29 protein-coding genes are annotated in these 26,307 nt (G+C 68.4%); 17 read left to right on the top strand and 12 right to left on the bottom strand.

What is annotated here, in order from left to right; genetic code table 11:
* Positions 1 to 75 precede the first annotated feature (75 nt).
* The gene (locus ACFU5V_RS37880; protein WP_378705980.1) at positions 76 to 834 is read left to right on the top strand and encodes an SOS response-associated peptidase; all 759 of its coding nucleotides are present in this window, start codon (positions 76 to 78) and stop codon (positions 832 to 834) included.
* On the opposite strand, the gene ybaK is transcribed toward ACFU5V_RS37880, so the two are convergent.
* Positions 821 to 1,315, bottom strand: coding sequence for a Cys-tRNA(Pro) deacylase (gene ybaK, locus ACFU5V_RS37875; RefSeq protein WP_378705956.1), 495 nt, complete (start codon positions 1,313 to 1,315; stop codon positions 821 to 823). The genes ACFU5V_RS37880 and ybaK overlap by 14 nt on opposite strands.
* Positions 1,316 to 1,414: 99 nt before the next feature.
* Between ybaK and ACFU5V_RS37870 the strand changes: the two genes are divergently transcribed.
* Positions 1,415 to 2,152 (top strand): sigma-70 family RNA polymerase sigma factor, encoded by a 738-nt coding sequence (locus ACFU5V_RS37870; protein WP_378705954.1) that lies wholly within the window; start codon positions 1,415 to 1,417, stop codon positions 2,150 to 2,152.
* Positions 2,149 to 2,430 (top strand): mycothiol system anti-sigma-R factor, encoded by a 282-nt coding sequence (rsrA, locus tag ACFU5V_RS37865; RefSeq protein ID WP_072937642.1) that lies wholly within the window; start codon positions 2,149 to 2,151, stop codon positions 2,428 to 2,430. The genes ACFU5V_RS37870 and rsrA overlap by 4 nt, the downstream gene beginning before the upstream one ends.
* 70 nt (positions 2,431 to 2,500) lie before the next feature.
* Here the strand turns inward: rsrA and ACFU5V_RS37860 are convergent, their stop codons facing one another.
* Complete coding sequence (locus ACFU5V_RS37860) at positions 2,501 to 2,575, bottom strand: 50S ribosomal protein bL37 (RefSeq protein ID WP_022597109.1); 75 nt, start codon at positions 2,573 to 2,575, stop codon at positions 2,501 to 2,503.
* Between the two features lie 94 nt (positions 2,576 to 2,669).
* Between ACFU5V_RS37860 and ACFU5V_RS37855 the strand changes: the two genes are divergently transcribed.
* Positions 2,670 to 2,885, top strand: coding sequence for a biotin/lipoyl-binding carrier protein (locus ACFU5V_RS37855; protein WP_005240095.1), 216 nt, complete (start codon positions 2,670 to 2,672; stop codon positions 2,883 to 2,885).
* A 20-nt stretch (positions 2,886 to 2,905) separates the two neighbouring features.
* Entirely contained in the window at positions 2,906 to 4,408 is a 1,503-nt protein-coding gene (locus tag ACFU5V_RS37850; protein ID WP_378430045.1) for a sensor histidine kinase, read from the top strand.
* A 60-nt stretch (positions 4,409 to 4,468) separates the two neighbouring features.
* On the opposite strand, the gene ACFU5V_RS37845 is transcribed toward ACFU5V_RS37850, so the two are convergent.
* On the bottom strand, positions 4,469 to 4,723 hold the full coding sequence (locus tag ACFU5V_RS37845; RefSeq protein ID WP_005240099.1) for a WhiB family transcriptional regulator: 255 nt from the start codon (positions 4,721 to 4,723) through the stop codon (positions 4,469 to 4,471).
* Positions 4,724 to 4,962: 239 nt separating this feature from the next.
* Positions 4,963 to 5,919 (bottom strand): diacylglycerol/lipid kinase family protein, encoded by a 957-nt coding sequence (locus ACFU5V_RS37840; RefSeq protein ID WP_378705951.1) that lies wholly within the window; start codon positions 5,917 to 5,919, stop codon positions 4,963 to 4,965.
* Between the two features lie 76 nt (positions 5,920 to 5,995).
* Here ACFU5V_RS37840 and ACFU5V_RS37835 point away from each other — a divergent pair, with 76 nt between their 5' ends.
* Positions 5,996 to 6,433, top strand: a complete 438-nt coding sequence (locus ACFU5V_RS37835; protein WP_378430043.1) for a hypothetical protein — start codon at positions 5,996 to 5,998, stop codon at positions 6,431 to 6,433.
* Here ACFU5V_RS37835 and ACFU5V_RS37830 read toward each other — a convergent pair.
* Together ACFU5V_RS37830 and ACFU5V_RS37825 are read right to left on the bottom strand one after the other, a co-directional pair.
* On the bottom strand, positions 6,430 to 6,909 hold the full coding sequence (locus ACFU5V_RS37830; protein WP_378705949.1) for a GNAT family N-acetyltransferase: 480 nt from the start codon (positions 6,907 to 6,909) through the stop codon (positions 6,430 to 6,432). The genes ACFU5V_RS37835 and ACFU5V_RS37830 overlap by 4 nt on opposite strands.
* Positions 6,906 to 7,517, bottom strand: coding sequence for an acid phosphatase (locus ACFU5V_RS37825; RefSeq protein ID WP_378430041.1), 612 nt, complete (start codon positions 7,515 to 7,517; stop codon positions 6,906 to 6,908). Before ACFU5V_RS37825 ends, ACFU5V_RS37830 begins: the two co-directional genes overlap by 4 nt.
* A 69-nt stretch (positions 7,518 to 7,586) precedes the next feature.
* Between ACFU5V_RS37825 and ACFU5V_RS37820 the strand changes: the two genes are divergently transcribed.
* Positions 7,587 to 8,384 (top strand): ParA family protein, encoded by a 798-nt coding sequence (locus ACFU5V_RS37820; RefSeq protein ID WP_378705947.1) that lies wholly within the window; start codon positions 7,587 to 7,589, stop codon positions 8,382 to 8,384.
* Here ACFU5V_RS37820 and ACFU5V_RS37815 read toward each other — a convergent pair.
* Both ACFU5V_RS37815 and ACFU5V_RS37810 read right to left on the bottom strand, forming a co-directional pair.
* Positions 8,356 to 9,186, bottom strand: a complete 831-nt coding sequence (locus tag ACFU5V_RS37815; RefSeq protein ID WP_378705945.1) for an SDR family oxidoreductase — start codon at positions 9,184 to 9,186, stop codon at positions 8,356 to 8,358. The two genes, ACFU5V_RS37820 and ACFU5V_RS37815, sit on opposite strands and share 29 nt — an antisense overlap.
* 18 nt (positions 9,187 to 9,204) lie before the next feature.
* Positions 9,205 to 10,026 (bottom strand): NAD(P)H-dependent oxidoreductase, encoded by an 822-nt coding sequence (locus ACFU5V_RS37810; RefSeq protein ID WP_378705943.1) that lies wholly within the window; start codon positions 10,024 to 10,026, stop codon positions 9,205 to 9,207.
* Positions 10,027 to 10,126: 100 nt separating this feature from the next.
* On the opposite strand from ACFU5V_RS37810, the gene ACFU5V_RS37805 reads away from it, so the two are divergent.
* Both ACFU5V_RS37805 and ACFU5V_RS37800 read left to right on the top strand, forming a co-directional pair.
* Positions 10,127 to 11,113 (top strand): GlxA family transcriptional regulator, encoded by a 987-nt coding sequence (locus ACFU5V_RS37805; protein ID WP_378705941.1) that lies wholly within the window; start codon positions 10,127 to 10,129, stop codon positions 11,111 to 11,113.
* Between the two features lie 62 nt (positions 11,114 to 11,175).
* Positions 11,176 to 11,589, top strand: coding sequence for a VOC family protein (locus tag ACFU5V_RS37800; RefSeq protein ID WP_378705939.1), 414 nt, complete (start codon positions 11,176 to 11,178; stop codon positions 11,587 to 11,589).
* A 9-nt stretch (positions 11,590 to 11,598) separates the two neighbouring features.
* On the opposite strand, the gene ACFU5V_RS37795 is transcribed toward ACFU5V_RS37800, so the two are convergent.
* Both ACFU5V_RS37795 and ACFU5V_RS37790 read right to left on the bottom strand, forming a co-directional pair.
* A complete protein-coding gene (locus ACFU5V_RS37795) occupies positions 11,599 to 12,813 on the bottom strand; it encodes a hypothetical protein (protein ID WP_378705937.1) in 1,215 nt (404 codons plus the stop codon).
* A 9-nt stretch (positions 12,814 to 12,822) separates the two neighbouring features.
* On the bottom strand, positions 12,823 to 14,430 hold the full coding sequence (locus ACFU5V_RS37790; protein ID WP_378705935.1) for a DEAD/DEAH box helicase: 1,608 nt from the start codon (positions 14,428 to 14,430) through the stop codon (positions 12,823 to 12,825).
* Between the two features lie 322 nt (positions 14,431 to 14,752).
* Between ACFU5V_RS37790 and ACFU5V_RS37785 the strand changes: the two genes are divergently transcribed.
* Entirely contained in the window at positions 14,753 to 15,433 is a 681-nt protein-coding gene (locus ACFU5V_RS37785) for a ferritin-like fold-containing protein (protein ID WP_378430034.1), read from the top strand.
* 145 nt (positions 15,434 to 15,578) lie between these two features.
* A complete protein-coding gene (locus ACFU5V_RS37780) occupies positions 15,579 to 15,809 on the top strand; it encodes a DUF3107 domain-containing protein (RefSeq protein WP_276140738.1) in 231 nt (76 codons plus the stop codon).
* Positions 15,810 to 15,893: 84 nt separating this feature from the next.
* Here the strand turns inward: ACFU5V_RS37780 and ACFU5V_RS37775 are convergent, their stop codons facing one another.
* On the bottom strand, positions 15,894 to 16,565 hold the full coding sequence (locus tag ACFU5V_RS37775) for a TetR/AcrR family transcriptional regulator (RefSeq protein WP_015890120.1): 672 nt from the start codon (positions 16,563 to 16,565) through the stop codon (positions 15,894 to 15,896).
* A 224-nt stretch (positions 16,566 to 16,789) separates the two neighbouring features.
* On the opposite strand from ACFU5V_RS37775, the gene ACFU5V_RS37770 reads away from it, so the two are divergent.
* The 3 genes from ACFU5V_RS37770 to ACFU5V_RS37760 all read left to right on the top strand — a co-directional run bounded on the left by ACFU5V_RS37770 (position 16,790) and on the right by ACFU5V_RS37760 (position 20,199).
* Positions 16,790 to 17,926, top strand: a complete 1,137-nt coding sequence (locus ACFU5V_RS37770) for a DUF3152 domain-containing protein (protein WP_378705934.1) — start codon at positions 16,790 to 16,792, stop codon at positions 17,924 to 17,926.
* 135 nt (positions 17,927 to 18,061) lie between these two features.
* Positions 18,062 to 19,246 carry an adenylyltransferase/sulfurtransferase MoeZ gene (gene moeZ / locus ACFU5V_RS37765; RefSeq protein ID WP_378430067.1) on the top strand — a complete coding sequence of 395 codons (1,185 nt, stop codon included), beginning with the start codon at positions 18,062 to 18,064 and terminating at the stop codon, positions 19,244 to 19,246.
* Positions 19,247 to 19,344: 98 nt separating this feature from the next.
* Positions 19,345 to 20,199: a TIGR02569 family protein gene (locus ACFU5V_RS37760; protein ID WP_378430032.1), complete on the top strand. Its 855-nt coding sequence runs from the start codon at positions 19,345 to 19,347 to the stop codon at positions 20,197 to 20,199.
* Here the strand turns inward: ACFU5V_RS37760 and ACFU5V_RS37755 are convergent.
* Positions 20,196 to 20,864 (bottom strand): FadR/GntR family transcriptional regulator, encoded by a 669-nt coding sequence (locus ACFU5V_RS37755; protein ID WP_378430031.1) that lies wholly within the window; start codon positions 20,862 to 20,864, stop codon positions 20,196 to 20,198. The two genes, ACFU5V_RS37760 and ACFU5V_RS37755, sit on opposite strands and share 4 nt — an antisense overlap.
* Before the next feature lie 11 nt (positions 20,865 to 20,875).
* Here ACFU5V_RS37755 and ACFU5V_RS37750 point away from each other — a divergent pair, with 11 nt between their 5' ends.
* From ACFU5V_RS37750 to nirB, 3 genes are all read left to right on the top strand, one after another.
* Positions 20,876 to 22,126, top strand: coding sequence for a CynX/NimT family MFS transporter (locus ACFU5V_RS37750; RefSeq protein ID WP_378430030.1), 1,251 nt, complete (start codon positions 20,876 to 20,878; stop codon positions 22,124 to 22,126).
* Between the two features lie 131 nt (positions 22,127 to 22,257).
* The gene (locus ACFU5V_RS37745; RefSeq protein ID WP_378430029.1) at positions 22,258 to 23,670 is read left to right on the top strand and encodes an MFS transporter; all 1,413 of its coding nucleotides are present in this window, start codon (positions 22,258 to 22,260) and stop codon (positions 23,668 to 23,670) included.
* A gap of 52 nt (positions 23,671 to 23,722) precedes the next feature.
* A complete protein-coding gene (nirB, locus tag ACFU5V_RS37740) occupies positions 23,723 to 26,233 on the top strand; it encodes a nitrite reductase large subunit NirB (RefSeq protein WP_378430028.1) in 2,511 nt (836 codons plus the stop codon).
* Positions 26,234 to 26,307 lie beyond the last annotated feature (74 nt).

Below are 26,307 nucleotides of genomic sequence, written 5' to 3'. Positions count from 1 at the left end.
CGCCTATCGGGCGGGTCGCCGGGCGGGGTGGGCGGCGTGTCGCGGGTGTCGGTGGTTCGTGCCACTCTGGTGGACATGTGCGGCAGGTATGCGACCACTGCGAATCCGGCGACACTCGCGGCCGACCTCGACGCGATCAACGAGGCCGGCGAGGAGGAGAGTCCGCCCGACTTCAACGTGGCACCCACCACGCAGGTCCTCACGGTGGTCGACCGGCACGACGCCCGTCGGATCCGGCGGATGCGGTGGGGTCTCGTGCCGTCGTGGACGAAGGAGCTCGGCAAGGGGCCGGTGCTGTTCAACGCCCGGGCGGATTCGGTCGACAACAAGCCCGCCTTCCGGACCTCGTTCAAGTACAAGCGCTGCCTCGTGCCGATGGACGGCTGGTACGAGTGGCAGACCGAGACCGAGCCGGCGGCCGCCGGGAAGAAGGCGGGCAAGGCGAAGAAGATTCCGTACTACATGTCGCCGGAGGACGGCTCGCGCCTGTACATGGCCGGGCTGTGGTCGGTCTGGCACGATCCCGCGGTCGAGGAGTCGCCGCCCGTCCTGAGCTGCAGCATCATCACGGTCGACTCCGCCGCCCAGCTCGAGAACGTGCACGACAGGATGCCGCTCGTGATGCCCCGTGACCGCTGGGCCGCGTGGCTCGATCCCGAGCACCCCGCGTCGACGGACCTGCTCGAGGTGTCACCCGACGCCATCGCCGACATCACGGTCCGGCGGGTGTCCACGCTGGTGAACAGCGTGAAGAACAACGGTCCGGAACTTCTCGACCCCGACGCGGCCGGTCGCGACGACGCGCAGGTGGGGGAGCAGATCAGCCTGCTGTGACCGCCGCGGTGACGGCTCCGCTGAGCCGGACCAGATCGGCGGGCGCGAGTTCGATCTCGAGTCCGCGCCTGCCCGCGCTGCACAGCACCCGGTCCCAGTCGAGCGCCGACGCGTCGACGACCGTCGGAAGTGCCTTCCGCTGGCCGAGCGGGGAGATGCCGCCGAACACGTAACCGGTGGAGCGCTCGGCCTCGGTGCGGTCCGCCATCACGGCCTTGCCTGCGCCCAGCGCCGCGGCCGCCGCCTTCAGGGACAGTTTCTCCGGCACCGGCAGGACCGCCACCGCCAGCTTGCCCGTGTCGAGTTTGATCACGAGCGTCTTGAACACCTGGTGGGCGGTGACGCCGACCGTCTCGCCCAGCGCGTCGACGGCTTCCGAACCGTACGACTCCGCCCGCTCGTCGTGCGCGTAGCTGTGCACGGTGTGGTCGATGTGCTGTGTGACGAGCAACTTCGTCGCGGGAGTGGCAGTTCCGGCCATGGACGAACACTCTGCCACGCGGTGCGGGAACACCGCGGGCGGGAGTCGTGTTGGTACCTGCAGAAGACCCGTGCATCGAAGGGAGTGGTCCGTATCGTGATGTCCTCGGTAATCGAGCCCACGTCGCGTCTGCTGTTGGCGGTAACGTTGACGCCCACGGCGACCGAAGGGATCAGCGTGCAGGAACATGACCGTCCGACGGCAGAGAAGGCCGAGCCACAGGACGAGTTGATCGCGCGTTTCGAAAGGGACGCGCTCCCACTTCTGGATCAGTTGTACGGCGCTGCTCTGAGGATGACCCGGAACCCGGCGGACGCCGAGGACCTCGTGCAGGAAACGTATGTGAAGGCCTACACGGCGTTCCGCTCGTTCCGCGAGGGCACCAACCTCAAGGCGTGGCTGTACCGGATTCTCACGAACACGTACATCAACTCGTACCGCAAGAAGCAGCGGCAGCCCGCGCAGTACCCGACCGACGAGATCACCGACTGGCAGCTGGCGGCGACGGCGGAGCATTCGTCGACCGGGCTGCGGTCCGCCGAGGTCGAGGCACTGGACGCGCTCCCCGACGACGACATCAAGGAAGCCCTCCAGGCCCTGCCGGAGGAGTTCCGGATGGCCGTCTACTACGCCGACGTCGAGGGCTTTCCCTACAAGGAGATCGCCGAGATCATGGGCACCCCGATCGGGACCGTGATGTCGAGGCTGCACCGCGGGCGCAAGCAGCTCCGGGGTCTGCTCGCCGACGTCGCACGCGAACGAGGATTCAACCGTGGCGGCACCGACGAGGTGGCCGGCGACAGTGTAGTGAGTGCGGAGCAGGAGGTTTCTCGGTGAGCGAGCAGGACGAATTCGAGCAGCTCGACTGCTCCGCCGTCATCGCGGACGTCTGGCTGATGCTGGACAGCGAGTGCGACGAGGCCTCACGGGCGCGGCTGCAGCGGCACCTCGACGAGTGCGGGTCGTGCCTCGAGGCGTACGGGATCGAGGAGAAGGTCAAGAGCCTCGTGAATCGCAAGTGCGGCGGTGAGCACGCACCGGAGAGCCTGCGTCAGAGGCTCTCCATCGAGTTGCGGCGGACGATCCTCATCACGAACACCGAACCCGAGTCGTAACCCGTCAGAACAGCAATCAGGGGCCGGAAAGCATCGCTGCTTTCCGGCCCCTGGTGCGTTCTACGGCGCGTCAGGCGTTGGGACGCTTGCCGTGGTTTGCGGCGTTGCCCTTGCGACTGCGCTTCTTGCGACCACGCTTACCCATGAGTAGATCTCCCTTCTTTTCACCACAGTCTTCCACGTGTGGTTGGGTGTCCTTGCAACAGGGCTTTCTCGACACCCGGGAGTGAAGGATCACAATGGCAGAAGACGTGCGCGCCGAAATGGTTTCGACGGTGTATCAGGTTGTGGTGAGCGCGGGTGACGAGGTGAAGGAAGGCGACACCCTCGTCATCCTCGAGTCGATGAAGATGGAGATCCCCGTCATCGCCGAAGAGCCCGGCACGGTCACCTCGGTGGACGTCAAGGTCGGCGACGTGATCCAACAGGGCGACCTGATCGCGGTCATCTCCTGAGCTGACTGACACCTCCCACGATGTCGACCCTGAGCGATCTGCTCGCCGAACACACCGACCTGCCCGGCGAGGCCGTCGACCACCTGCAGCGCGTCGTCGGCGAATGGCAGCTGCTCGCCGATCTCTCCTTCGCGGACGTCCTGCTGTGGGTCGGAGCGGACTCCGCGGCCACCAACCCGACCGGCACCGTGATCTGCGTCGCGCACTGCAGGCCCACCACCGCGTCGACCGCGTTCCCGGAGGACGTCGTCGGAACCGTCGTGTCGGAGTCGGAACACCCGCAGGTGCTGCAGGCGCTGCTCGAGGGCCGCGTCGTGCGGCCCGAGGACGGCGGCGGGCACGCGGGTCTGCCGCCGCGCGGCGAAGCGGTCCCGGTGCGGTGGAACGGCGAGGTGATCGCCGTCCTGAGCCGGGACACCAACCTGTCGCACCAGCGGGCGCAGAGCCCGCTCGAGGTCGCGTATCTCGACTGCGCCGAGGACCTGTGCCAGATGATCAGCGACGGCACGTTCCCGATCCGTGAGGCCCGCTCGGACACCAACTCGAGCCCCCGCGCCGGCGACGGCTTCATCCGCCTGGACACCGACGGCAGCGTGGTCTACGCGAGTCCCAACGCGCTGTCGGCGTACCACCGGATGGGTCTCAGCTCGGACCTGATCGGCCAGAACCTCGCCGCCACGACACGCTCACTCGTGACGGATCCGTTCGAGTCGCAGGAGGTCGCCGGATACATCCGCGACACGATCGCCGACAAACCGGGCCGCCGGATGGAGATCGAGGCCCGGGGCGCGACCGTCCTGCTGCGGGCGCTGGTACTCAAACCCGGCGGGAAGCGGGTGGGCGCCGCCGTCGTCGTGCGGGACGTCACGGAGGTGAAGAGGCGGGATCGCGCCCTGCTCAGCAAGGATGCGACGATCCGCGAGATCCATCACCGGGTGAAGAACAATCTGCAGACCGTGGCGGCGTTGCTGCGGCTGCAGGCCCGCCGCACCAACAACGAGGAGGCCCGTCAGGCGCTCAGCGAATCGGTGCGCCGCGTCACGTCGATCGCCCTCGTGCACGACACGCTGTCGATGTCGGTGGACGAGGAGGTGAACCTCGACGAGGTCGTGGACCGGCTCGTGCCGATTCTGTCCGACGTGGCGACGGTGAGCACGCCGATCAAGGTCCGCCGGGAGGGCAGCTTCGGGGTGTTCTCCGCGGAGCGGGCCACACCGCTGGTGATGGTGCTGACCGAACTCGTGCAGAACGCGATCGAGCACGCCTTCGAACCGGGCGCCGCAGGCACGGTCACCATGAGGGCAGAACGGTCGGCGCGCTGGCTGGACGTCGTGATCCACGACAACGGCAGGGGATTGCCGCCCGGTTTCAGCCTCGAGCGGTCCGACCGGCTCGGTCTGCAGATCGTCCGGACCCTGGTGGCCGCCGAACTGAACGGTTCGCTGGGGCTGCACCCGGGGGCGGAGGGGGGAACGGATGCCGTGTTACGCGTACCGCTGGGCCGTCGTGGACCGCGGTACTGACCGGCGGGCAAGCAAAAGGCCCGGCACCATGTGGTGCCGGGCCCGTCTCCTTCTGAAGTATCAGACGGTGGTGCGGGCACGCGTCCGAGCGTTCCGGCGCTTGAGTGCGCGACGCTCATCTTCGCTCATGCCGCCCCACACACCGGCGTCCTGGCCCGACTCGAGTGCCCACGAGAGGCATTCGGCGGTCACCGGGCAGCGGTTGCAGACAACCTTGGCATCAGCAATCTGCGCGAGAGCCGGACCGCTGTTGCCCACAGGGAAGAACAACTCGGGGTCTTCGTCGCGACAGATTGCCTTGTGGCGCCAGTCCATCCTTCTGCTCCTTAACTGGGTGCGTCGTGCACCGTTTCGTCTTCGTGAGTTCATGTGTGCGTAGAGAATGTTTCCGCACTGTTGCTTGTGAATGCTTTCACGAACTGGCGGGATGTCAATAGAAAACCGCCGCACCGTGGGGGAGCTCACGTAGTTAGGCTGCCCTTCGAGGGGCGCCGTCCTTTTTACCCCGCGCCGGCGCTTCCCGCTAGGTGAAAACGGGGATTCTCGAGAACTGCTCAGGGTCGCGGCGGCGCGACGACATCCAGCACGTCGGGCACCGACACGAACTCCACCACGTTGCGAAGTCCGATGTAGTCGCCGTCCATCTGCAGTCCGATCGGCTCCGACGCGGAGATCCGCACGCGCGGCACGTCGTCGACCCGGACGAGTTTCTTCGCCGTCGGGCGGGTTCCGGGGGTCAGCAGCTGACGGGCCACGCGCAGGGTGGTCAGGATCGCGGTGGACCGCATCGCGAAGACACCGAGGCCGGTGTCGTAGGTGGTGTCGGGATTGGTGTGGACTTCCCGTTTGTTCAGATACGTCCAGGGACTCGCGTTCGACACGAAGGCGTAATGAACACCCTCGACCGGATCGCGATCGGGAACCTCGACGGTGAGTGTCGGCTCCGCGTACTTCGACCGGAAGAACACGCGCACCGCCGCGCGGACATACTGGGCCGGTGTGGCGGGGCGCCCGTTCTTGCGGTGCATGTCGACCGCCTCACACACCTGGGCATCCCAGCCGAGGCCCGCGTTGAACGTGAACCAGCGGTCGTCGCAGTGGGCCAGCCCGATCCTGCGCCGCTGCCCGCGGGAGAGGAGGTCGATGAGCTGGTTGGTGGCGTCCACCGGGTCCGGGGCGATGCCGAGCGAGCGGGCGAACACGTTCGCCGATCCGCCGGGAACGACGGCGATCGGGGGAATCGGCCCCACCGTCACCGCGCTCGTCGACTTCGGGTCCGGGATGCCGAGCAACCCGTTGACCACCTCGTTCACGGTGCCGTCGCCGCCGTGGACGATGATCAGGCCCATTCCGTCGACGCAGGCCTGCTGCGCCAGTTCGGCGGCGTGCCCACGATGCGTCGTGTGCGCGACCGTCAACCGCACCCGGCTCGACAGCGCGTGCGCGAGCAGGTCCCGCCCGGCCGGGGTCGTCGATGTGGCATTGGGGTTGACGATCAGCAGCGCACGCACGGGGCCCAAGCCTAGCCGGGGCGGCACGTGTCACCGTCCGAGGCCGCCGGCGGCGGGGTGTTCTAGGCTGGCCGACGTGCCGAAGCCGTCTCAGAGCAAGTCCACGCCCACCACGGTCCGCGCGGCGGGCGCCCTGGTGTCGCTCGAGGGCGCGGTGGCGGTCGGTGTCGCCGTGGTACTGGTGATCCGGGGGCTGCTCGGGCACGACCAGAGCGTCAGCAGCGGATACGGCACCGCCGCGTGGTTCGCCATTCTCGGTGGCGCCGTGCTCGCCGCCGGGCTCGCCCTGATCTTCGGCAGGCGCTGGGGGCGGGCGATCGCGATCGTCGCCCAACTGCTGCTGCTTCCGGTGGCGTGGTCGCTGCTCACCGATTCCCACCAGCCGTTCTTCGGTGTGCTGCTCGGCGTCGTGGTGGTCGGAGCCCTCGGGTGCCTGTTCAGCAGCCCCACGTCGAAATGGATGGCCGCCGAGTACGGCCAGGAAGCCGACGTCGACAACCCGTCGGAGCGCTAACTCACCTCGGACGCGAGGCGGCCGAGGGGATCCCCGGTGAGCCGGTACGTGGTCCACTCGTCCTGTGGTCGCGCGTCGAGGGACTCGTAGAACGCGATCGACGGCGTGTTCCAGTTGACCACCGACCACGACAGCCGCGTGTAGCCGTTGTCGACACACTCCTTCGCGAGGGTGGCGAGCAGCGCCTTTCCGTGACCGGAACCGCGCTCGGACGGGCTGACGAACAGGTCCTCGAGATAGATGCCGTGCGTTCCGTCCCACGTGGAGAAGTTCCGGAACCACACCGCGATCCCGACGACCCGGTCGTTGTCGTTCGCCGCGACGTGGGCGAACGTGGACGGCTGCGGGCCGAACAGGGCGTCGTCTATCTGGTCGGCCGTGACGGTGCACTTGTCGCGGGCCTTCTGGTGTTCGGCCAGTTCGTAGATCATCGCGGTGATCGCGGAGACGTCCTCGCGTGCTGCGCGTCTGATCATCGGGCACCTTCCGTCGTCACGTTGTGGCTGACCACCTGTTGCGCCCCGTGCTCGAAACCGAGGACGGAGTACGCGCCGGGCGCCATCGCGAACCGTCGGCCCTCGCTGACGGGAAGCTCCGCCCAGCGCGCGATGAGCGCGCGGGAGAAGTGGCCGTGCCCGACGAGGATCACGTCGCGGTCGACGAGTTGCGAATGCGCGACGGACAGCACGAGGTCGCAGCGGGTGTGCACCTGCTCGACCTGTTCGCCTCGGGGGCACGGATGCGTCCACACGGTCCAATCCGGCACCTGCTGCCGGATCTCGGGCGTCGTCATGCCCTCGTAGATCCCGTAGTCCCATTCGGCGAGTGCGTCCCATGTGCGCTGAATCTTCAGACCCGCCAGTTCCGCCGTCTCCTGGGCGCGTTGTCGCGGGCTGACGATGACGAGGGGGTCGCGCAGCGCGAGGGCGTCCATCGCCGGACCCACCTGCCGCGCCTGGGACTCACCCAGTTCCGTGAGGTGGACGTCGGTGCGGCCGGTGTGTTTACCCCAACGGGCCCATTCCGTTTCGCCGTGCCGGAGGAGGACGATCCGGCGGCCGCGCGGCGAATCACTGGGTGGCATCCGTCCATCATGTCAGTCAATCTGCGTGTATGGCTCGCCTCCGGCGACGAAGTAGGTAAGGATCGAGCCGTGACAACGGTTCTTGCAGTGGCAAATCAGAAGGGTGGGGTCGCGAAGACCACCACGGTCGCCTCTCTCGGCGCGGCTCTCGTCGGGCTGGGCCAGAAGGTTCTGGTGGTGGATCTCGACCCACAGGGCTGCCTGACCTTCTCCCTGGGGCACAACCCCGACCGGTTGGAGGCCTCCGTCCACGAGGTGCTGACGGGTGACCTGGGGGCGCGGGAAGCGGTGATCGACACCGAGGACGGTGTCGCGCTCCTGCCCGCGACGATCGACCTCGCGGGCGCGGAAGCGTTGCTGCTCATGCGTCCCGGTCGCGAGTTCGCCCTCAAACGCGCTCTGGCGCCGTTGCTGGACGACTACGACACGGTCATCATCGACTGTCCGCCGTCGCTCGGTGTGCTCACACTGAACGGGCTCACGGCGGCGCAATCGGTACTGGTGCCGCTGCAGTGCGAGACGCTCGCCCACCGCGGTGTCGGGCAGTTGCTGCGGACGGTCACCGAGGTGCAGCAGATCACCAACCCCGACCTGGTGCTGCTCGGCGCGCTGCCGACGCTGTACGACGCGCGCACCACCCACAGCAGGGACGTGCTGTCCGACGTGTCCGATCGCTACAACCTGCCGGTCCTCGCCCCGCCGATCCCGCGGACGGTGCGGTTCGCGGAGGCGACGGCGTCGGGTGCCACGGTGCTGGCGGGGCGCAAGAACAAGGGTGCCCAGGCCTACCGGGACCTGGCCGAGAACCTCGCCAAGCACTGGGCCGGATCGGAACTCGCTACGTTTTCGCCTGGAAGTGCCGAGTAAGTTCCTCTGGCGTGGGACTCCACGCGGCGGGCCAATCCTGCTGGCGTAACTGCGCATCCGTGCCTCCGTCGGCGAAGACGACGCTTCCGCAGAGCAGTGTCGACCCCGGTCCGAGCAGGAATTCGACGAGCGCGGCGATCTCGTCCGGACGTCCGCGCCTGCCGAGCGGCACCGGATAGAAGTCCAGGGCCTTCGCCAGCTCGGGGTCGAGGTCGTCTCCGCTGGTCATCGGCGTGTCGATCATGCCCGGTGCGATCGCGTTGAGCCGGATGCCGTTGCCGATCCATTCGGGTCGCACCGCTTCCCGTCGAATCCACCAGGCCAGCGCGAGCTTCGACGCCGGATACGCGGGGATGGCGGTCACCTCGTCGCCGATGCGCACCGCCTCCGCCTCGTCGCCGCGCAGGCACGCCGTCACCAGATTCCCGGGAACTCCGGGCTGCGTGGTGGTGCTGCTCGACGAGATCACCACCACCGAGGCGCCGCCCCCGCGTTCGAGGGCGGGCTTCAGGGCCGTCACGAGATCCACGGCCCCGAAATAGTTGACGGCGATCAGCTTGCCGCCGGGGACGTGGGACAGCGATCCGAGTCCGGCGCAGCAGACGAGGCCGTCCACGACGCCGCCGCTCCTGTCCGTCACGGCGGTGGCCGCGGCGGCCCGGCCGCCGGGGGTGGACAGGTCGGCGGTCACGTCGGTGTGTGCGAGGTCGACGCCGATGACGGTGTGGCCGCCGGCCTCGAGGGTGTGGCGGCTCGCCGCCCCGATGCCGGAGGCCGCACCGGTGATCACGTAGGTTGCCATGCCGTGAATTAGAACACGTTACACAGTGCAGCGGGTGGGGACTTCGGCCTCCGGTCCGAGTGCCGCGGAATTCGTGTCGGCGTAGTGGGCGCGTAGTCCCGTGACGCCGGGTGCCCGGTCCTCGCGCAACACGAACCGGTCGTCGTAGTCGCCGCCGTTCTGTGAGCGGAAGGGCAGCGGCGCGTCGGTGAACAGGCCGGACACACGATCGATCAGGCGGGCCGCGACGCCGGGGTAGTTCTCGGCGCGCAGCCGGTCCGCGCTGTCGATCAGGACCGGGGGCAGCACGGACATCCCCGTGTACCAGAAGATTCCGTGGTGGATGGGGAACAGGACCTCGTCCATCTGACCGTTGATTCCGCGCGGGCCCGCACTGTCGGCGCTGCCGCCGAAACTGACGACGGTCATGGCCCGCTTGCCGGCGAGGGTCCCCTCGCCGTATCGGCGGGTGGCACCGTCCTCGCGGCGAACCCCGTACCCGTAGCCCTCGACGAACACCCGGTCGAACCAGCCCTTGAGGATCGCGGGCATGCCGTACCACCACAGTGGGAACTGCACGATCACCGCGTCGGCCCACCCGAGTTTGCGCTGCTCCGCCAGGATGTCGGGGGCCAGGGTGCCCTCGGCCAGTGCCTGCCCGGACCGCGCTCCGACCAGCAGTCGGCCGCTCGGATCGTGCGCGAAGTCCTCCGCGGTCACCACCGGATTCCATCGCATCCCGTACAGATCGGAGGTCCGGATCTCGTGGCCTGCGCAGCGCAGGGCCGCGAGAGCATCGCTGCGCAGTGCCGCGTTCAGGGACTTCGGCTCGGGATGTGCCGACACCCAGAGGATCTTCATGGTCCACCTTTCGCTCGGTCGCCGTCGACCCTTCCGATCATGGATCCGCGCGCGTCGCCGCACCAGTGGCCGGTTGGACACTATGTGAAATAATCGGGCCATGTCCGATTCGAGAGGCGAACGGCCCGGGCGCCGCCATCGCGTGGTCGTATTCGTGCGCGACGGCCTGCTCCCCATCGAGTTCGGAATAGTCCACCGACTGTTCGGGGAAGCGCGGTCGCGGGACGGCGAACCGCTGTACGAGGTCCTCACGTGCGCCCTCGAGCCCGGCGCCGTCCGGACCGACACCGACGTGACGCTGTCGGTCGAGCACGGCCCGGCGCTGCTCGGCACCGCCGACACGGTCGTGGTCCCGGCGTCCGATCAGGACTACGACCCGCCGGAGGACGGCGGACTACCCCGCCACCTCGCGGACGCCTTCGCGCACATCCGGCCGGGCACCCGGGTGGCCTCGATCTGCACGGGATCGTTCGTTCTCGCCGCCGCCGGCCTGCTGGAGAACCGGCGAGCCACGACGCACTGGAAGTCGGCGGACGCGTTCCGGCGGCTCTACCCCGGCGTGCACCTCGACCCCGGCGTGCTCTACACCCACGACGGCACCGTGCTCACCGCCGCCGGCGTCGCATCCGGAATCGATTTGTGCCTGTACATGATTCGTGTCGACCACGGTGCGTCGGTGGCCAACGAGGTGGCGCGGGGAACGGTCGTGCCGCCTCATCGCAGCGGCGGTCAGGCGCAGTTCGTCACCGCGCCCGTCCCGGCGGCCGACGGTGCGTCGACGTCGGGTGCGCGGATGCGGGCGCTGGCCCGCCTCGATCAGCCGCTGTCGCTGCGGGAACTGGCGGCGGGGGAGTCGATGAGCGTGCGCACGTTCACCCGGCGATTCCGCGCCGAGACGGGGATGTCGCCGACGCAGTGGATTCTCGAGCAGCGGATCACCCGCGCCCGTGAACTGCTGGAGAACACCGACCTGCCGGTCGACGACGTGGCCGGGGCCGCGGGATTCGGCACCGCGACCTCCTTGCGGCAACACCTCGCGCGCACCGTCGGCGTCTCACCCTCCGCGTACCGCGCCACCTTCCGCTGACGGGCGGGCGGTGTGCCCATTCGTCCAAGAGCGGGGGAGCGTCCGGCGCTAACGTTCGGCGCATGACGGTCTCGGACAAGACTCGGAACAACACGCTGTCGATGCGGGCTCAGCCGCTCCTCGCCGTCGACGACGTCGAACGGGCAGGCGAGTGGTACCGGAAGGTCCTGAACGCACGCAGCGGTCACGGTGGGCAGGACTACGAGCAACTCCTCGTCGACGGGCACATGATCCTGCAACTGCACCGACTCGACGAGGGCCACCACCACGGCCCCCTCGGCGATCCGTCACTCGCGCGAGGAAACGGGGTGGCGATCTGGTTCGAGACGACCGACTTCGACGGCACCGTCGCGCGGGCACGGGAGGCGGGAGCCGACGTGGTCACGGACGTGCACGTCAATCCCAATGCGGGACATCGCGAGATCTGGCTCCGCGATCTCGACGGCTACCTCGTGGTGTTCGCCGAACCCGCCTGAGCGGCGACCTCAGCGCAGCGCCACCACGCCGTCGCCGCGCTGTTCGAGCACGACGTCGCCGGCCACCGTCGTGGTGATCGGCCCGGTCGAGGTGTCCCGCGCGACCGGGATCGTGCGCAGCAACGCCCCGTTCGACAGATCGAGCACGGCGATCCCGGATTCCACCGGAACCAGCAGGTTTCCGGCCATCACGGCACCGGGGCCGAGAGCGCCCGGGAAGGTCCAGCGGGGAACGAGATCGGACGCGCCGAGCGAGACGACATCCGAACCGGTCCACCAGGTGACCACCGAACTGCTCGCGGACGTGACCGGATCCGGTCCGATCTTCAGGGCGAGCGCGTATTCGGACACGGCGTTGCCGGTGCCGTCGAACAGGCCGATCCGCGGCCCGGTCGTCCTGCCCGCGGGAAGGTAGACGGCTGTGGTCTCACCCGACACCCCCAGGATGCGGGCACCCTCGACGCCGGCGTCGACACCCGCCAGGACGCTCGACCCGTATTCCTCGGGTTCCTGATTGTCTTTCGGTGAGGGGTTCATGACCGTCAGCCGATCGGCCACCTCGCCGGGGCAGCGTTCGAGCACGGACAGCCTGCTGCTGCTCGAACCGGCGTCGATCAGCGTGCATCCGCTGCGGGGCTGCTTCTTGGGATTCACCGGCGCGTCCACCCGCCCGTACTCGACGGTGCGCACCAGGTCCGAGCGCCACAGTTCCAGGCGGCGGTCGCCGAGGGACGCCACATAGGTTCCGTCGGCCGTCAGCGTCACCGCGGGATCGGCGTCGCTGTTCCGCTGCGCCACACGCTCACCGGTGCCGCCGTCGAGTTCGGTGACCTGGGAGCATCCGCGGTCATCGCGGTAGACGGCCACCACCTTCTCCCAGGACGCCGTGACACCGCACAGGTCGAGTTCACGCTCGTACCGCCACAGCTCGGCGCCCGACATCCGGTCCCGGCCCACGACGACGCCGCCCTCGGCGGTGACGGCGGCACCACCGGCCACGAGAGGCGCCGTGGTGGCGGAACTGGCGGAGTCCCAGATCGGGCTCAGTGTCTCGGGGACCGTCAGGGCGGTGACGAGCGCAGCCGGCGGCTCGGCGGCGGTGACCGAGGTGGTGCCCCGGGCATCGCTGCGGAACCACACAACGGTGAGGGCGACCACGATCGTGACGGCGATTCCGGCAGCGACGACGAGATCGGCGCGCGAGCGCCGCTCAGGTGCGAGCACGGCGGTTGTTTACTCCGCGTTCGTCGCGGCGGCGCCGACCTTCGTGGTCCGGCGGCGACGGCGCCGCCGGGGCTTGGAGGCGCCGTCGCCGTCGGCGTCCGCGCTCGGCGCTGCGGATTCCGGTGCCGTCGGCTCCGGCGACACGGACTTCGGCCCCACCGAGTCCGTGGGACGGCCGCCGCGGGTGCGGCGGCGGGTGCGGGTGCGGGCCGGACGCTCCGTGCGTTCGGCCTTCTCGGCCTGCTCGGTGTTCTCGCTCTGCGCGGGTGCGGCCTTCTCGACCCGGGGACGCTTGATCGTGCCGGTCGCCTCGGCCGGGATCGACAGTTCCTCGTACAGGTGCGGGGAGCTCGAGTACGTCTCGACCGGATCCGGGATACCGAGGCCGAGAGCCTTGTCGATGAGCTGCCAGCGGGGGATGTCGTCCCAGTCCACGAGCGTCACGGCGATGCCGGTGCGGCCCGCGCGGCCGGTGCGGCCGATCCGGTGGACGTACGTCTTCTCGTCCTCCGGGCACTGGTAGTTGATGACGTGCGTGACGTCGTCGATGTCGATGCCGCGGGCCGCGACGTCCGTCGCGACGAGCACGTCGATCTTGCCCGAGCGGAACGCCTTGAGCGCCTTCTCGCGGGCGACCTGGTTGAGGTCGCCGTGCACGGAACCGACGGCGAAACCGCGCTCGGCGAGTTCGTCGGACACCTTCTGCGCGGTCCGCTTGGTGCGGGTGAAGATCATCGTCGCGCCGCGGCCGTCGGCCTGCAGCACGCGGGCCACCATCTCCGCCTTGTCGAGCGCGTGCGCCCGGTAGATGTGCTGGCTCGTGCGGTCGTGGACCGCCGAGTCGTCGGCCTGCTCGGCGCGGATGTGCGTCGGCTGGGTGAGGAACGTGCGGGCGAGCGTGATGATCGGGCCCGGCATGGTCGCCGAGAACAGCATCGTCTGGCGCTTGTCCGGAACCATGTTCAGGATGCGCTCGATGTCGGGCAGGAAGCCGAGGTCGAGCATCTCGTCGGCCTCGTCGAGAACGAGCACCTCCACCTTGCCGAGGATCAGATGGCCCTGGTTGGCGAGGTCGAGCAGGCGGCCGGGGGTGCCCACGACGACGTCGGCGCCCTTCTGGAGCGTCGCGATCTGGGTCTCGTACGGGCGGCCACCGTAGATGGCGAGGACCTCGAGGGGCTTGTTCTTCTCGCCCTTCAGGTACTTCGCGGCGCCCTCGAGGTCCTTGGTGACCTGGATGCACAGCTCGCGGGTGGGGACGATGACCAGCGCGCGGGGAGTGCCGTCGAGCGCGGCCGTCCCCGTGGTGCCGGTGGAGATGCGGTGGAGCAGCGGGACGCCGAAACCGAACGTCTTGCCCATGCCCGTGCGGGCCTGACCGATCAGGTCGTCGCCGGCGAGGGCGAGGGGGAGCGTCAGCTCCTGGATGGCGAATGTGCGCTCGATGCCGATCTCGTCGAGAGCGCGGACGATCTCGTCACGAACCCCCAGTTCGGCGAACGTGGGGGCGACGTGTGTGGAGTCGAGTTGCGCCGACAGCGTGGTCTCGGTGGCGTCGTCTTCATGGTCGACAGTGATCTTGCTCAGGGGTCTGGCCTTCCTCGTAGCTGCACGCACGCACGAGGTAAGGGCCAGGCCGCTGGTCGGCCCGATTTCCCAGTCGACGCTCGTCGATGTCCTCTTCCGAGTCGATCCTGCCTCTGCCTCAGCGCAGAAATCGAAGATTTCGGCGAGGCGCGGCTGGGACCGTCGATCAGGTGCGCGCACATTATCGGTGGGAACCGCCGATCGGATCGTGATCTCTCATCACTCGAACCGCGTTCTCTGTGGAGACGAACGTGGTGACGAGCGGTTGCCCACGATCATTGTAGCCGGAGAACGCTCCGCAACTGGTTACGCATGGCAAACATCACTGCCCGACGCACTAGGCTGTGGCGCCATGGAGCCCAACACCCCTGCATCCTCTGATTCCACGATTCCCGCTGATCACCCCGGCGTCGGTGAACTCTTCGCGGTCCTCGCGTACGGCGAGATCTCCGCGTTCTACCGGCTGTCCGAGGACGCGCAGATGGCGCGGACCCTGCAGGGCAAAGTGGCGCTCGCGAGCATGGCGGCCGCCGAGATGGGCCACTTCGAGATGCTCGAGAAGGCGCTGACCGCCCGTGGGTTCGACATCTTCGAGGCAATGGATCCGTTCGTCCGCGCCCTCGACAACTACCATGCGTCCACCACTCCCTCGACGTGGCTCGAGGCGCTGGTCAAGGCGTACGTCGGTGACGGGATCGCCGCGGACTTCTACCGCGAGATCGGGCACTCGCTGCCCGCCGAGGTGTCGCGAACCGTCGAGGAGGTGCTCTCACAGACCGGTCACTCCGAGTTCGTCGTCCACGAGGTGCAGCAGGCGATCAAGGCCAGCAACCGCGACAAGGACCGCCTCATGCTGTGGGGCAGACGACTGCTCGGCGAGGCCATCACCCAGGCCCAGTTCGTCCTGGCGCAGCGGGAAGCGCTGACCGAACTCGTCATCTCCGCGTCCGGCGACCTCAACGGCGTCGTCGCACTGTTCGACCGCATGCAGGAGATGCACGCCGAACGCATGGCCGTGCTGGGCCTGGTCTAGACGGCACCACGTCGGGCCTGGTCTGGACGGCACCGCCGTCGGGCGTGTTCGCTCAGGGCACAGCCCGCAGACGCGCACCGGCGGCGGCCACTGCATTAGCCTGGCCAGGACAGCTGATGTTTCTCGGAGAGTTCGGAGGTTGACCGTGGAGGTCAAGATCGGTGTAATCGACAGCCCGCGTGAGCTCATCGTCAGCAGCGAGCAGACCCCGGACGAGGTCGAGACATTGGTCTCGGGCGCCCTCACCGGTGGCGACGGGATCCTGTCCCTGGAGGACGACAAGGGGCGTAAGTACCTCATTCAGTCCAGCAAGATCGCCTACGTGGAGATCGGCCCGTCCGATATCCGCAAGGTCGGATTCGCACCGGCGAAGTGAACGCAGTCGGATTCGCTCCGACCACGTGATCACACGAGAAAGGGCCCGCAGTCGCATCGACTGTCGGGCCCTTTCTCGTGAGTGTCAGCGCTGTTCGGGATGCAGCGGCACGCGGGACAGACCGCCCCACGCGAGCGTGACCGTCGTGTCGACCGCTTCTTCCTTCGGGATCGGGCGCGCCGCCTCGAGCCAGTACCGCGCGGTGAACTGGCTGGCGCCGACGAGGCCGACGGCGAGGATGCGGGCCCGGTAGGGGTCGAGACCGGAGTCGTGGCTGACGAGGTCGAACACGGCGTCGACGCACGCCTCGGTGGCCTGCTCGACGCGGCTCTGCACCTGCGGCTCGCCCATGAGGTCGGACTCGAACACGAGCCGGAAGCCCTGCGAGTCGTTGTCGACGAAGTCGAAGAACGCCTGCACCGCGGCACGGACACGCTGCTTGTTGTCGGTGGTCGAGCGCAGCGCCTGCCGGACACCCGAGATCAGGCTGTCGACATAGCTCTGCAGCACGGCCACGTACAGCTCGAGCTTGCCGGGGAAGTGCTGGTAGAGGACGGGCTTGCTCACACCGGCGCACTCGGCGATCTCGTCCATACCGGCAGCGTGGTATCCGCGTGTGACGAAGACCTCGCTGGCTGCGGCGAGTAGCTGCAGTCGCCGGGCGTCGCGGGGGAGTCGCGTGCTGCGACGGGCCCCGGTGCCCTTTCCGGTGTTGGCATCGCGATCGGAGTTCGTCCGATCCGCGAGTTCAGTCATAGCGCTTCCAATCTGCACAAGTATTCCGCGTCACATTCTGTGTAACTGTGTGAACGATACCCGCGCGTAGTGAACCGTTCATGGTGGACTCGCAGGACTCGCCCGGTCAAGGATATTGCCTGTCCGATAGCTGGGGTACCGCAGGGGTTCGGGACACCTGGTGACCCGGGTAGCCGCGACGTTGCGGGTCGCGTTCCCGTGACACGCCGAATGACCTGCGGACGGTGCACTGGGACGAGGCGGTGCCGGACTGTGAGATTCTGGGCTGCGTGACTGACCGAGGAGGACCGCGTGTTCGCGGCCGGGCTCCCCAGAGTTCCGAGGACGGGGAGCGACGATCGCGAAGCATCGACCAGCGTGACGTCCGTCCCCGCGCCTCGCAGTCGGCACCGCAGGCGCAGTCGCATCAACCGCTCCGCGCGCAATGGGACCCGACCAGCCGCGACGTCGGCCGTCCCCGCAACCCGCGCCCCGAGCGGCAGGCCCGGAAACAGAGCCGCATCGGCCGGTTCGTCTCCACCTACGGCTGGCGCGCGTACGCGATCCCGATCCTGCTGGTGGTCACCGTGCTCGTGGTGGTCGACGCGGTCCGCGACACCGGTGGCGGCGAGACGACGGCCGAGACCGACACCCCCGGATTCGGCACCCTGTCGCGCGACACCGACGGTTCGAGCGTCATCGGGGTCCCGCCGGAGGCCGACGGGAACTTCGCCGCCGAACTTCCCTCCGGCGCGTTGCCCGAGGGGGGTCCGTTCACGGCGGTGGGCGCAGGCACCTGGCACGTCGTTCCCGGCAACGGAACCAAGGTGGGGCAGGGCACCGAACGCGAATTCACGTACAGCGTCGAGATCGAGGACGGCGTCGACACGTCCGGATTCGGCGGCGACGAGTCGTTCGGCCGGATGGTCGACCAGACGCTGTCGAATCCGAAGAGCTGGACGAAGGACCCGCGGTTCGCGTTCCGCCGCGTCGACCAGGGGGACCCCGACTTCCGGGTGTCGCTGACGTCGCAGATGACGATCCGCGAGGCGTGTGGCTACGACATCCAGCTGGAGGTGTCCTGCTACAACCCGGGCATCGACCGCGTCGTCCTCAACGAGCCCCGCTGGGTCCGCGGCGCCATCGCGTTCCAGGGCGACATCGGGTCGTACCGGCAGTACCAGATCAACCACGAGGTCGGGCACGCCATCGGCTATCAGGACCACCAGCCGTGCGAGACCGAAGGCGGTCTCGCGCCGGTGATGATGCAGCAGACGTTCGGGACCGCCAACAACGACATCGCGCAGCTCGACCCCGAGGGTGTCGTGCCGATGAACGGGCTGACCTGCCATTTCAATCCCTGGCCCTTCCCGCGGGCGTGAGTCTGGACCGGTCCCGCGCGACTGCGGGCGAGAGGGGAAGAATGGACCTCGTCGGGGCGTTGAAAGCAATGCTGTCCGACACATCGGAAGCCGTCGCGCAATCGTCAGGAGTGGGCCGTGTCGCTTGACCGTTCTGTGAAGACAACCGGGGCGCTGCCGCCGCTGGTCGAACCGGACGCCGAACTTTCCCGCGACGAGGTGGCGCGGTACAGCAGGCACCTGATCATCCCCGACGTCGGTATGGCGGGGCAGAAGCGCCTGAAGAACGCGAAGGTCCTCGTCATCGGCGCCGGCGGCCTCGGCTCACCGGCCCTGCTCTACCTGGCGGCCGCGGGGGTCGGGACGCTCGGCATCGTCGAGTTCGACGAGGTCGACATGTCGAACCTGCAACGACAGGTGATCCATGGCCGCTCCGACGTGGGCCGGCCCAAGGGTGAGAGCGCGCGCGATTCGATCCGCGAGATCAACGACAACGTCGACGTCCGGTTGCACGAGTTCCGACTCGAGCCCGACAACGCCGTCGAACTATTCGAGCAGTACGACCTGATCCTCGACGGCACCGACAACTTCGCCACCCGGTACCTCGTCAACGACGCCGCCGTCCTCGCGCACAAGCCGTACGTGTGGGGCTCGATCTACCGCTTCGAAGGCCAGGCGTCCGTGTTCTGGGAGGACGCGCCGAACGGCCGCGGACTCAACTACCGCGACCTGTACCCGGAGGCGCCCCCGCCGGGCATGGTGCCGTCGTGCGCGGAGGGCGGCGTGCTCGGTGTGCTCTGCGCGTCGATCGGTTCGATCATGGCCACCGAGGCGGTGAAGCTGATCACCGGCATCGGCGAATCACTGCTCGGACGGCTGATGGTCTACGACGCGCTCGACATGACGTACCGCACGATCGCGCTGCGCCGGGATCCGGCGCGGACTCCGGTCACCGAACTGATCGACTACGACGCGTTCTGCGGTGTGGTGTCCGACGAGGGGCAGGCCGCGGCGGCCGGTTCGACGATCACGGCCACGGAGCTGCGCGACCTCCTCGACTCCGGCAAGGAGATCGAACTCGTCGACGTGCGCGAGCCCGTGGAATGGGACATCGTCCACCTGCCCGGTGCGGTGCTCATCCCCAAGGACCGGATCCTGTCGGGGGAGGCGCTGTCGGAGCTTCCGCAGAACAAGCCGATCGTGCTGCACTGCAAGACCGGGGTTCGGTCGGCGGAGGCGCTGGCCGCGCTGAAGAAGGCCGGGTTCTCCGACGCCACCCATCTGCAGGGTGGGGTCATCGCGTGGGCCAGGCAGGTGGACACGAGCCTGCCCGTCTACTGACCACTGCCTGCCCACCGGCCCGGTCGCGGCGTGTTTGACGTCTCCGGGCCAGCGCGCCTTGCGCTGTCACCGGCCCACCCGGCGGTAGCGTTGAGGACGTGAGCACCGGCCAACCCCCTCAGCACGTGTGCTCCACGTTCGGCCTCCGGGAAGTCGAGCCCATCCCGCTCGGTGCGGACTGGGACGGCGGGTGGCTCTGTGGAGACGTAGTCCTGTCAGCCGTCGCCGACCACGCGCGCGCCGCGTGGTCCGCCAAGGTCCGCGAGACGCTCGAGGTGGACGGCGTGCGGCTCGCCCGTCCCGTGCGGTCCACCGACGGCCGGTACGTGGTGTCCGGGTGGCGCGCCGACACGTTCATCGAGGGCACACCCGAACCGCGTCACGACGAGGTCGTGTCGATGTCGGGGCGGCTGCACGCCGCCACCTCGCAACTCGACCGTCCCCGGTTCCTGGTGCAGCCCCCGGTCGCGCCGTGGGCGGAGGTCGACGTGTTCGTCGCGGCGGACCGGGCGGCCTGGGAGAAGATTCCGCTCCGCAGTGCGAAGGGCGCCGAACAGCTCGAGACCCCGTCCCCGGACGGTCGCAAGAGTCTCGAGCTGATCACCGGGCTGGCGACGTTGCGCAAGCCCGTCACGTGTCCGGATCAGCTCGTCCACGGAGACCTGTTCGGCACCGTCCTCTTCGCCGGTGCCCTCGCGCCCGGGATCACCGACATCACGCCGTACTGGCGCCCCGCGTCCTGGGCGGCGGCGGTGGCGGTGGTGGACGCCATCTCCTGGGGTGGAGCCGACGAGGCCCTCATCGGGAGGTGGGAAGACCTGCCCGAGTGGCCGCAGATGCTGCTGCGGGCGGTGTTGTTCCGGCTCGCCGTCCACGCGCTGCACCCGCGCTCGACCGCGGAGGCGTTCCCCGGGCTCGCTCGCACCGCCGACGTGGTGCGTCTCCTGCTCTAGGTGGTGAGCAGTTCGGCGAACAGGTCGCGGGCGGCGGCGGTCGCCGCGGACTCGTCGCCGTCGACGATCGCCCCGATCAGGTTCCGGTGCTCGTCGTGGAACCCCGCCCCCGTCGCGTGCACGTGCCGGTCGACGGTCTGGGCGATCGAGGGCAGCAGCGAGTCGTAGAACTCGAGGTACACGGCGTTGTGGCTCGCCTCGACGATCGCGCGGTGCAGGGTGACGTCGGCTGCGACGGCGGCCTCGGTGTCGGATTCGGCCCAGCACCGGAACCGCTCGTCGAGCAGATTCTGCAGTCGGGCGACGTCGTCCGGGGTGCGTCGCCGGGCGGCGAGGGCGGCCGCGGTGACGTCGAGTGCCTGCCGCAGTTCCGTGACGTCCCGTTCGTGCGCGCCTGCGAAGTATTTGCCGAGTGTTCCGCCGACGTCGGAGGTGGCGACGACGTACGTGCCCGATCCCTGCCGCCGTTCCAGAAGCCCGGTGTGGACGAGGGCCTGGACTGCTTCACGGACGGTGTTGCGTCCCGTTCCGGTGAGTTCGGACAGTGCGGTTTCGGTGGGAATCTTCGCGCCCACCGCCCACCGGCCGCTGCAGATCTCGTCGCGTAGCTGCTCGGTCACCTGTGAGATGAGACTCGAGCGGCGCACGGGTTTTCCAAAGGTCATCCTGTCATCCTATGATTTCTCTCGTGACTCTTCTACGCGGCCGCCTCCTCGTCTTCTGCGCGATCGCCATGTCTGCTCTCGTCCTGAGGCTCGCGGTCACCTCGTTCACCCCGCTGGCCTCGCAGATCCGGGAGGACATCGGATTCTCGCCGACGGTCGTCGGGGTGTTCGGGATGGTGCCGACGGCGATGTTCGCGCTGTTCGGCCTGGGAACCCCGCTCATCGCCAAGCGATGGGGCCTGGAACGGACCGCGCTCGTGGCGATGCTGATGGCCGGAGTCGGCATGCTCACGAGAGCGCTGATGAGCGACACCTGGTCGTTGCTGGCGCTGTCGTCGCTCGCGCTGGCCGGCATGGGAATTGGCAACGTGGTGATTCCGCCGCTGGTCAAGCGCTACTTCTCCGACCGGCTGGCCGTGATGAGTTCGGTGTACATCGTCGGGGTGCAGATCGGCACCATCGCGCCCGCCTTCGTGGCCGTCCCGCTCGCCGAGGCGCTCGGCTGGCGGTTTTCGATCGGAGTCTGGGCGCTCCTCGGCTTCGCCGCGGCCGTGCCGTGGATCTTCCTGCTCACCCGCGAGCGACGTCGCGCCGTGGTCGTCGCGACGGATCAGCCGACGGGAGCGCAGGCCGATCGCCCGCGCGGGAAGGCCTGGCGTTCGCCCGTCGGCTGGGGGATGGCCGGCATGTTCGGGATGACGTCGATGATCACGTACTCGATGTTCACCTGGATTCCCGACATCTTGTCCGACGCCGGCGCGAGCGAGGCGTTCGGCGGCGCCATGGTGGGACTGTTCTCGTTCATGGGCCTCGTCGCCGCGTTCGGCGCCCCCACGTTGTGCGCCCGCATGCGCAATCCGTTCCCGGTCGTGATCGGATGCGCGGTCTGCTACCTGGTCGCCTTCAGCGGGCTGCTGTTCGCTCCGATGAGCGCACCGATCCTGTGGATCGTGCTGCTGGGGCTCGGACCGAGCACGTTCCCGATGTCGCTGACGCTCATCAATCTGCGCACGCGCAGCCACCTCGGCTCGGCGACGCTGTCCGGTTTCACGCAGGGTGTGGGCTACGCCGTCGCGTGCCTCGGTCCGCTACTGTTCGGGGTGTTCCACGACGCCTCGGGCGGCTGGACCGTGTCGTTCGGATTCCTGACGTTCGGCGTGGTGATCCTCCTCATAGCGGCGTACCAGGCATGCAAGCCGCGCATGCTCGAGGACAGCTGGCACGTCGAAAATGAGCCCGTGGACGCTCTTCGACACGTCTAGGAAACATGCAGGAAACCTCACATCGGCCCAGTCGAAAAGTGAGGATCCGTTGACGCCCCGGTCACCGACCGCAGCACCGCCGCAACACCGGTTTTCTACCTTTGGGTCTCCCACACAACGAGGAGGCCCGGGTGAAGAAGCACTACATCGAGCACTGGGACGCGGAAGACGTCGACGCCTGGGAGGCGGGCGGCAAGGACATCGCGAAGCGGAACCTGATCTGGTCGGTAGTCGCTGAGCACGTCGGCTTCTCCGTCTGGTCGATCTGGTCCGTCATGGTCCTGTTCATGCCGACCGACATCTACGGGATCGACGCGGCGGGCAAGTTCTTCCTCGTCGCCGTCCCGACCCTCGTCGGCTCGATCCTGCGGATCCCCTACACGGTCGCGACGGCCCGCTTCGGTGGTCGCAACTGGACCGTCTTCAGCGCCCTCGTCCTGCTCGTCCCGACGCTGTTCACTCTCTACCTGATGATGAACCCGGGAGCGTCGTACACGACGTTCATCCTCGTCGCGGCACTCGCCGGCGTCGGGGGCGGCAACTTCGCCTCGTCGATGACCAACATCAACGCGTTCTACCCGCAGCGGCTCAAAGGCTGGGCGCTCGGTCTCAACGCGGGTGGCGGCAACATCGGTGTCCCGGTGATCCAGGTCGTCGGTCTGCTCGTGATCGCCACCCTCGGCAACACGGACCCCTGGATCGTGTGCGCCGTCTACCTGGTCTTCATCGCCGTCGCCGCGGTCGGGGCTTCCCTGTTCATGGACAACCTCGGCAACCAGAAGTCCGATCTCCGGTCGATGGCGAAGGCGCTGAAGTTCTCCGACTCGTGGGTCATCAGCTTCCTCTACATCGGCACGTTCGGTTCGTTCATCGGATTCAGCTTCGCGTTCGGCCAGGTGCTGCAGATCAACTTCCTCGCCGGTGGCGCCACTCCCGCGGAGGCCGCCCTGCACGCCGCGCAGATCGCGTTCATCGGACCGCTGCTCGGCTCCATCGCCCGGCCGATGGGCGGCAAGCTCGCCGACCGCATCGGCGGCGGCAAGATCACGCTGTACACCTTCGTCGCCATGGCGCTCGCCGCCGCAGTGCTGGTGACCGCGGGCACCGTCGATGACGGCGCGCCGGGTGCGGCCACCGCCGGAGTGCTGGTGGCGTTCGTGTTCGGCTTCATCACCCTGATCCTGCTGGCCGGCATCGGCAACGGCTCGGTCTACAAGATGATCCCGTCGATCTTCGAGGCCAAGGCGCAGGGGCTCGAAGGACTGAGCCGCGACGCCAAGGCCGCGTGGTCGCGGGCGATGTCCGGCGCTCTCATCGGTTTCGCCGGTGCCATCGGCGGCCTCGGCGGCGTCGGAATCAACCTGGTGCTCCGCGCGTCCTACGGCGGCGCCGCGAAGTCGGCGACCATGGCGTTCTGGGTGTTCCTCGCCTTCTACCTCGCCTGCATCCTCGTCACCTGGTTCGTCTTCCTGCGCCGCCCGTCCGTCACGCGTGGCCTCCCCGTCTCCGACGGCGACGACGAAAAGGTGTCGGTCTCGGCCTGACCCCGCGCAGTACCGCACGAACCCGAGAAATTCAGCTAGAAGGAGCGACGGCATGAGCCGCAAGTCAGCAGTGGTCATCGGACACGGAATGGTCGGACATCGATTCGTCGAGGCGTTGCGGGCACGCGACGAGTCGGACGACTGGTCGGTGACGGTGCTCTGCGAGGAGCCCCTCCCCGCGTACGACCGGGTGGGACTGTCCTCCTACGTGGGGGCGTGGGACCCCAAGGAGCTTGCGCTCGCGGGTAACGACTACCCGGACGACGCGCTCGTCGACCTGCGGGTCGGCCGCCGGGCCGCGACCATCGACCGGGAGGCCCGCAAGGTCACCACCGATTCGGGTGAGGTCGTCGGGTACGACGCCCTCGTGATGGCCACCGGTTCGTATCCGTTCGTACCGCCGATCCCCGGCCACGACCGCCCGGAGTGCTTCGTCTACCGCACGCTCGCCGACCTCGACGGCATCCGGAAGCGGGCCGACGAGGCCGGTCCCGGCGCCGTCGGTGTCGTCGTCGGCGGCGGTCTGCTCGGACTCGAGGCCGCGAACGCCCTCAAGTTGATGGGCATGACCCCGCACGTGGTCGAGTTCGCTCCCCGGCTGATGCCGCTGCAGGTGGACGAGGGCGGCGGCGCGCTGCTGGCCAACCTCGTCACCGACCTGGGTCTCACCGTCCACACGGGTGTCGGCACCGCAGGCATCACCGAGGGCCCGGACGGGATCAGCGTCGAACTGTCCGACGGCTCGGTGATCGAGGCCGCGCTGCTGGTGTTCTCCGCGGGTGTGCGGCCGCAGGACCAGCTGGCCCGCGACGCCGGACTCGAGGTCGGCGAGCGGGGTGGGATCATCACCGACCTCGGCTGCCGCACGTCGGACGAGAACATCTACGCGGTCGGCGAGTGCGCCGCGGTGGAGGGCCGGTGCTACGGCCTCGTCGCTCCCGGGTACACCACCGCGGAGATCGTCGCGGACCGGTTGCTCGGCGGGGCGGCGGAGTTCCCCGGCGCCGATCTGTCCACCAAGCTCAAGCTGATGGGTGTGGACGTCGCCAGCTTCGGCGACGCCCACGCTCAGACCCCCGGCGCGCTGGAGGTGGTTCTCAGCGACGCCGCCAAGGGCACCTACGCCAAGCTCGTCGTGTCCGACGACGCGAAGACGCTGCTCGGCGGCATCCTCGTCGGCGACGCGTCCGCGTACGCGTCGCTGCGTCCCCTCGTCGGCCGCGAACTGCCCGGCGATCCGGCCTCGCTCATCTCGCCCGCGGGGGAGAAGCCCGGCGCCGGATCGCTGCCCGACGACGCCGAGGTGTGCTCGTGCAACGGCGTCACCAAGGGTTCGATCTGCGGCGCCATCGCTGCCGGCGCCTGTGACATCGCGCAGGTCAAGAGCTGCACCAACGCCGGCACCACGTGCGGCGGCTGCCTGCCGACCATCAAGCAGCTGCTCGCCTCGTCCGGAGTGGTGATGTCGAAGGCGCTGTGCGAGCACTTCGAGCAGTCGCGCGCCGAGCTGTTCGAGATCGTGCAGGCCACCGACACACGCACGTTCTCCGCCCTGATCTCGAAGTACGGGACGGGCTCGGGCTGCGACATCTGCAAGCCCGTCGTCGCGTCGATCCTGGCGTCCACCGACTCGGACCACATTCTGCACCGCAACCAGGCGGGACTGCAGGACACGAACGACCACTTCCTGGCCAACATCCAGAAGAACGGCACCTACTCGGTGGTGCCGCGGATGCCCGGCGGCGAGTGCACGCCCGAACAGCTCATCGTCATCGGTGAGGTGGCCCGCGACTTCGGTCTCTACACGAAGGTCACCGGCGGTCAGCGCATCGACCTGTTCGGCGCGCGCGTCGAGCAGCTGCCCGCGATCTGGAAGCGTCTCGTCGATGCCGGCATGGAGTCGGGTCAGGCGTACGGCAAGTCGCTGCGCACCGTGAAGAGCTGCGTCGGATCCACCTGGTGCCGGTACGGCGTGCAGGACTCCGTGGGTATGGCGGTCGACCTGGAGAACCGCTACCGCGGTCTGCGGTCCCCGCACAAGATCAAGTTCGGTGTGTCGGGCTGTGCCCGCGAATGCGCCGAGGCGCGCGGCAAGGACGTCGGCGTCATCGCCACCGAGAACGGCTGGAATCTGTACGTCGGCGGCAACGGCGGCCAGTCGCCGAAGCACGCCCAGCTGCTCGCGGGCGGGCTCGACGACGAGACCCTCATCCGGTACATCGACCGGTACCTGATGTTCTACATCCGCACCGCGGACCGGCTTCAGCGCACCGCGCCGTGGGTCGAGTCCCTCGACGGCGGACTCGACCATCTCAAGGCCGTGGTGTGCGAGGACAGCCTGGGCATCGCCGCCGAACTCGAGGCGGCCATGGCCAAGCACGTTCTGGGGTACAAGGACGAGTGGGCGGGTGTGCTCGAGGACCCCGAGAAGCTGTCGCGGTTCGTGTCGTTCGTCAACGCACCCGAAGAGGCCGATCCGACCGTCGCGTTCGACGACACGGGTGTCCGGAAGGTCCCGGTGTTGATGGGAATGCCGAAATTCGCAGCTTCTACATCGGAGTAATCCCCGCTTAACGCAGCGGAAACACCCACCACGAACTATGTATCCAAGCACGGATACACACCAGCCCGAAGGAG

The organism is Rhodococcus sp. NPDC057529 (assembly GCF_042802055.1).
Classification (GTDB): Bacteria; Actinomycetota; Actinomycetes; order Mycobacteriales; family Mycobacteriaceae; genus Rhodococcus_F.
Note: the sequence above shows the minus strand (reverse complement) of the source record. Positions and strands in the feature narration are given on the sequence as shown.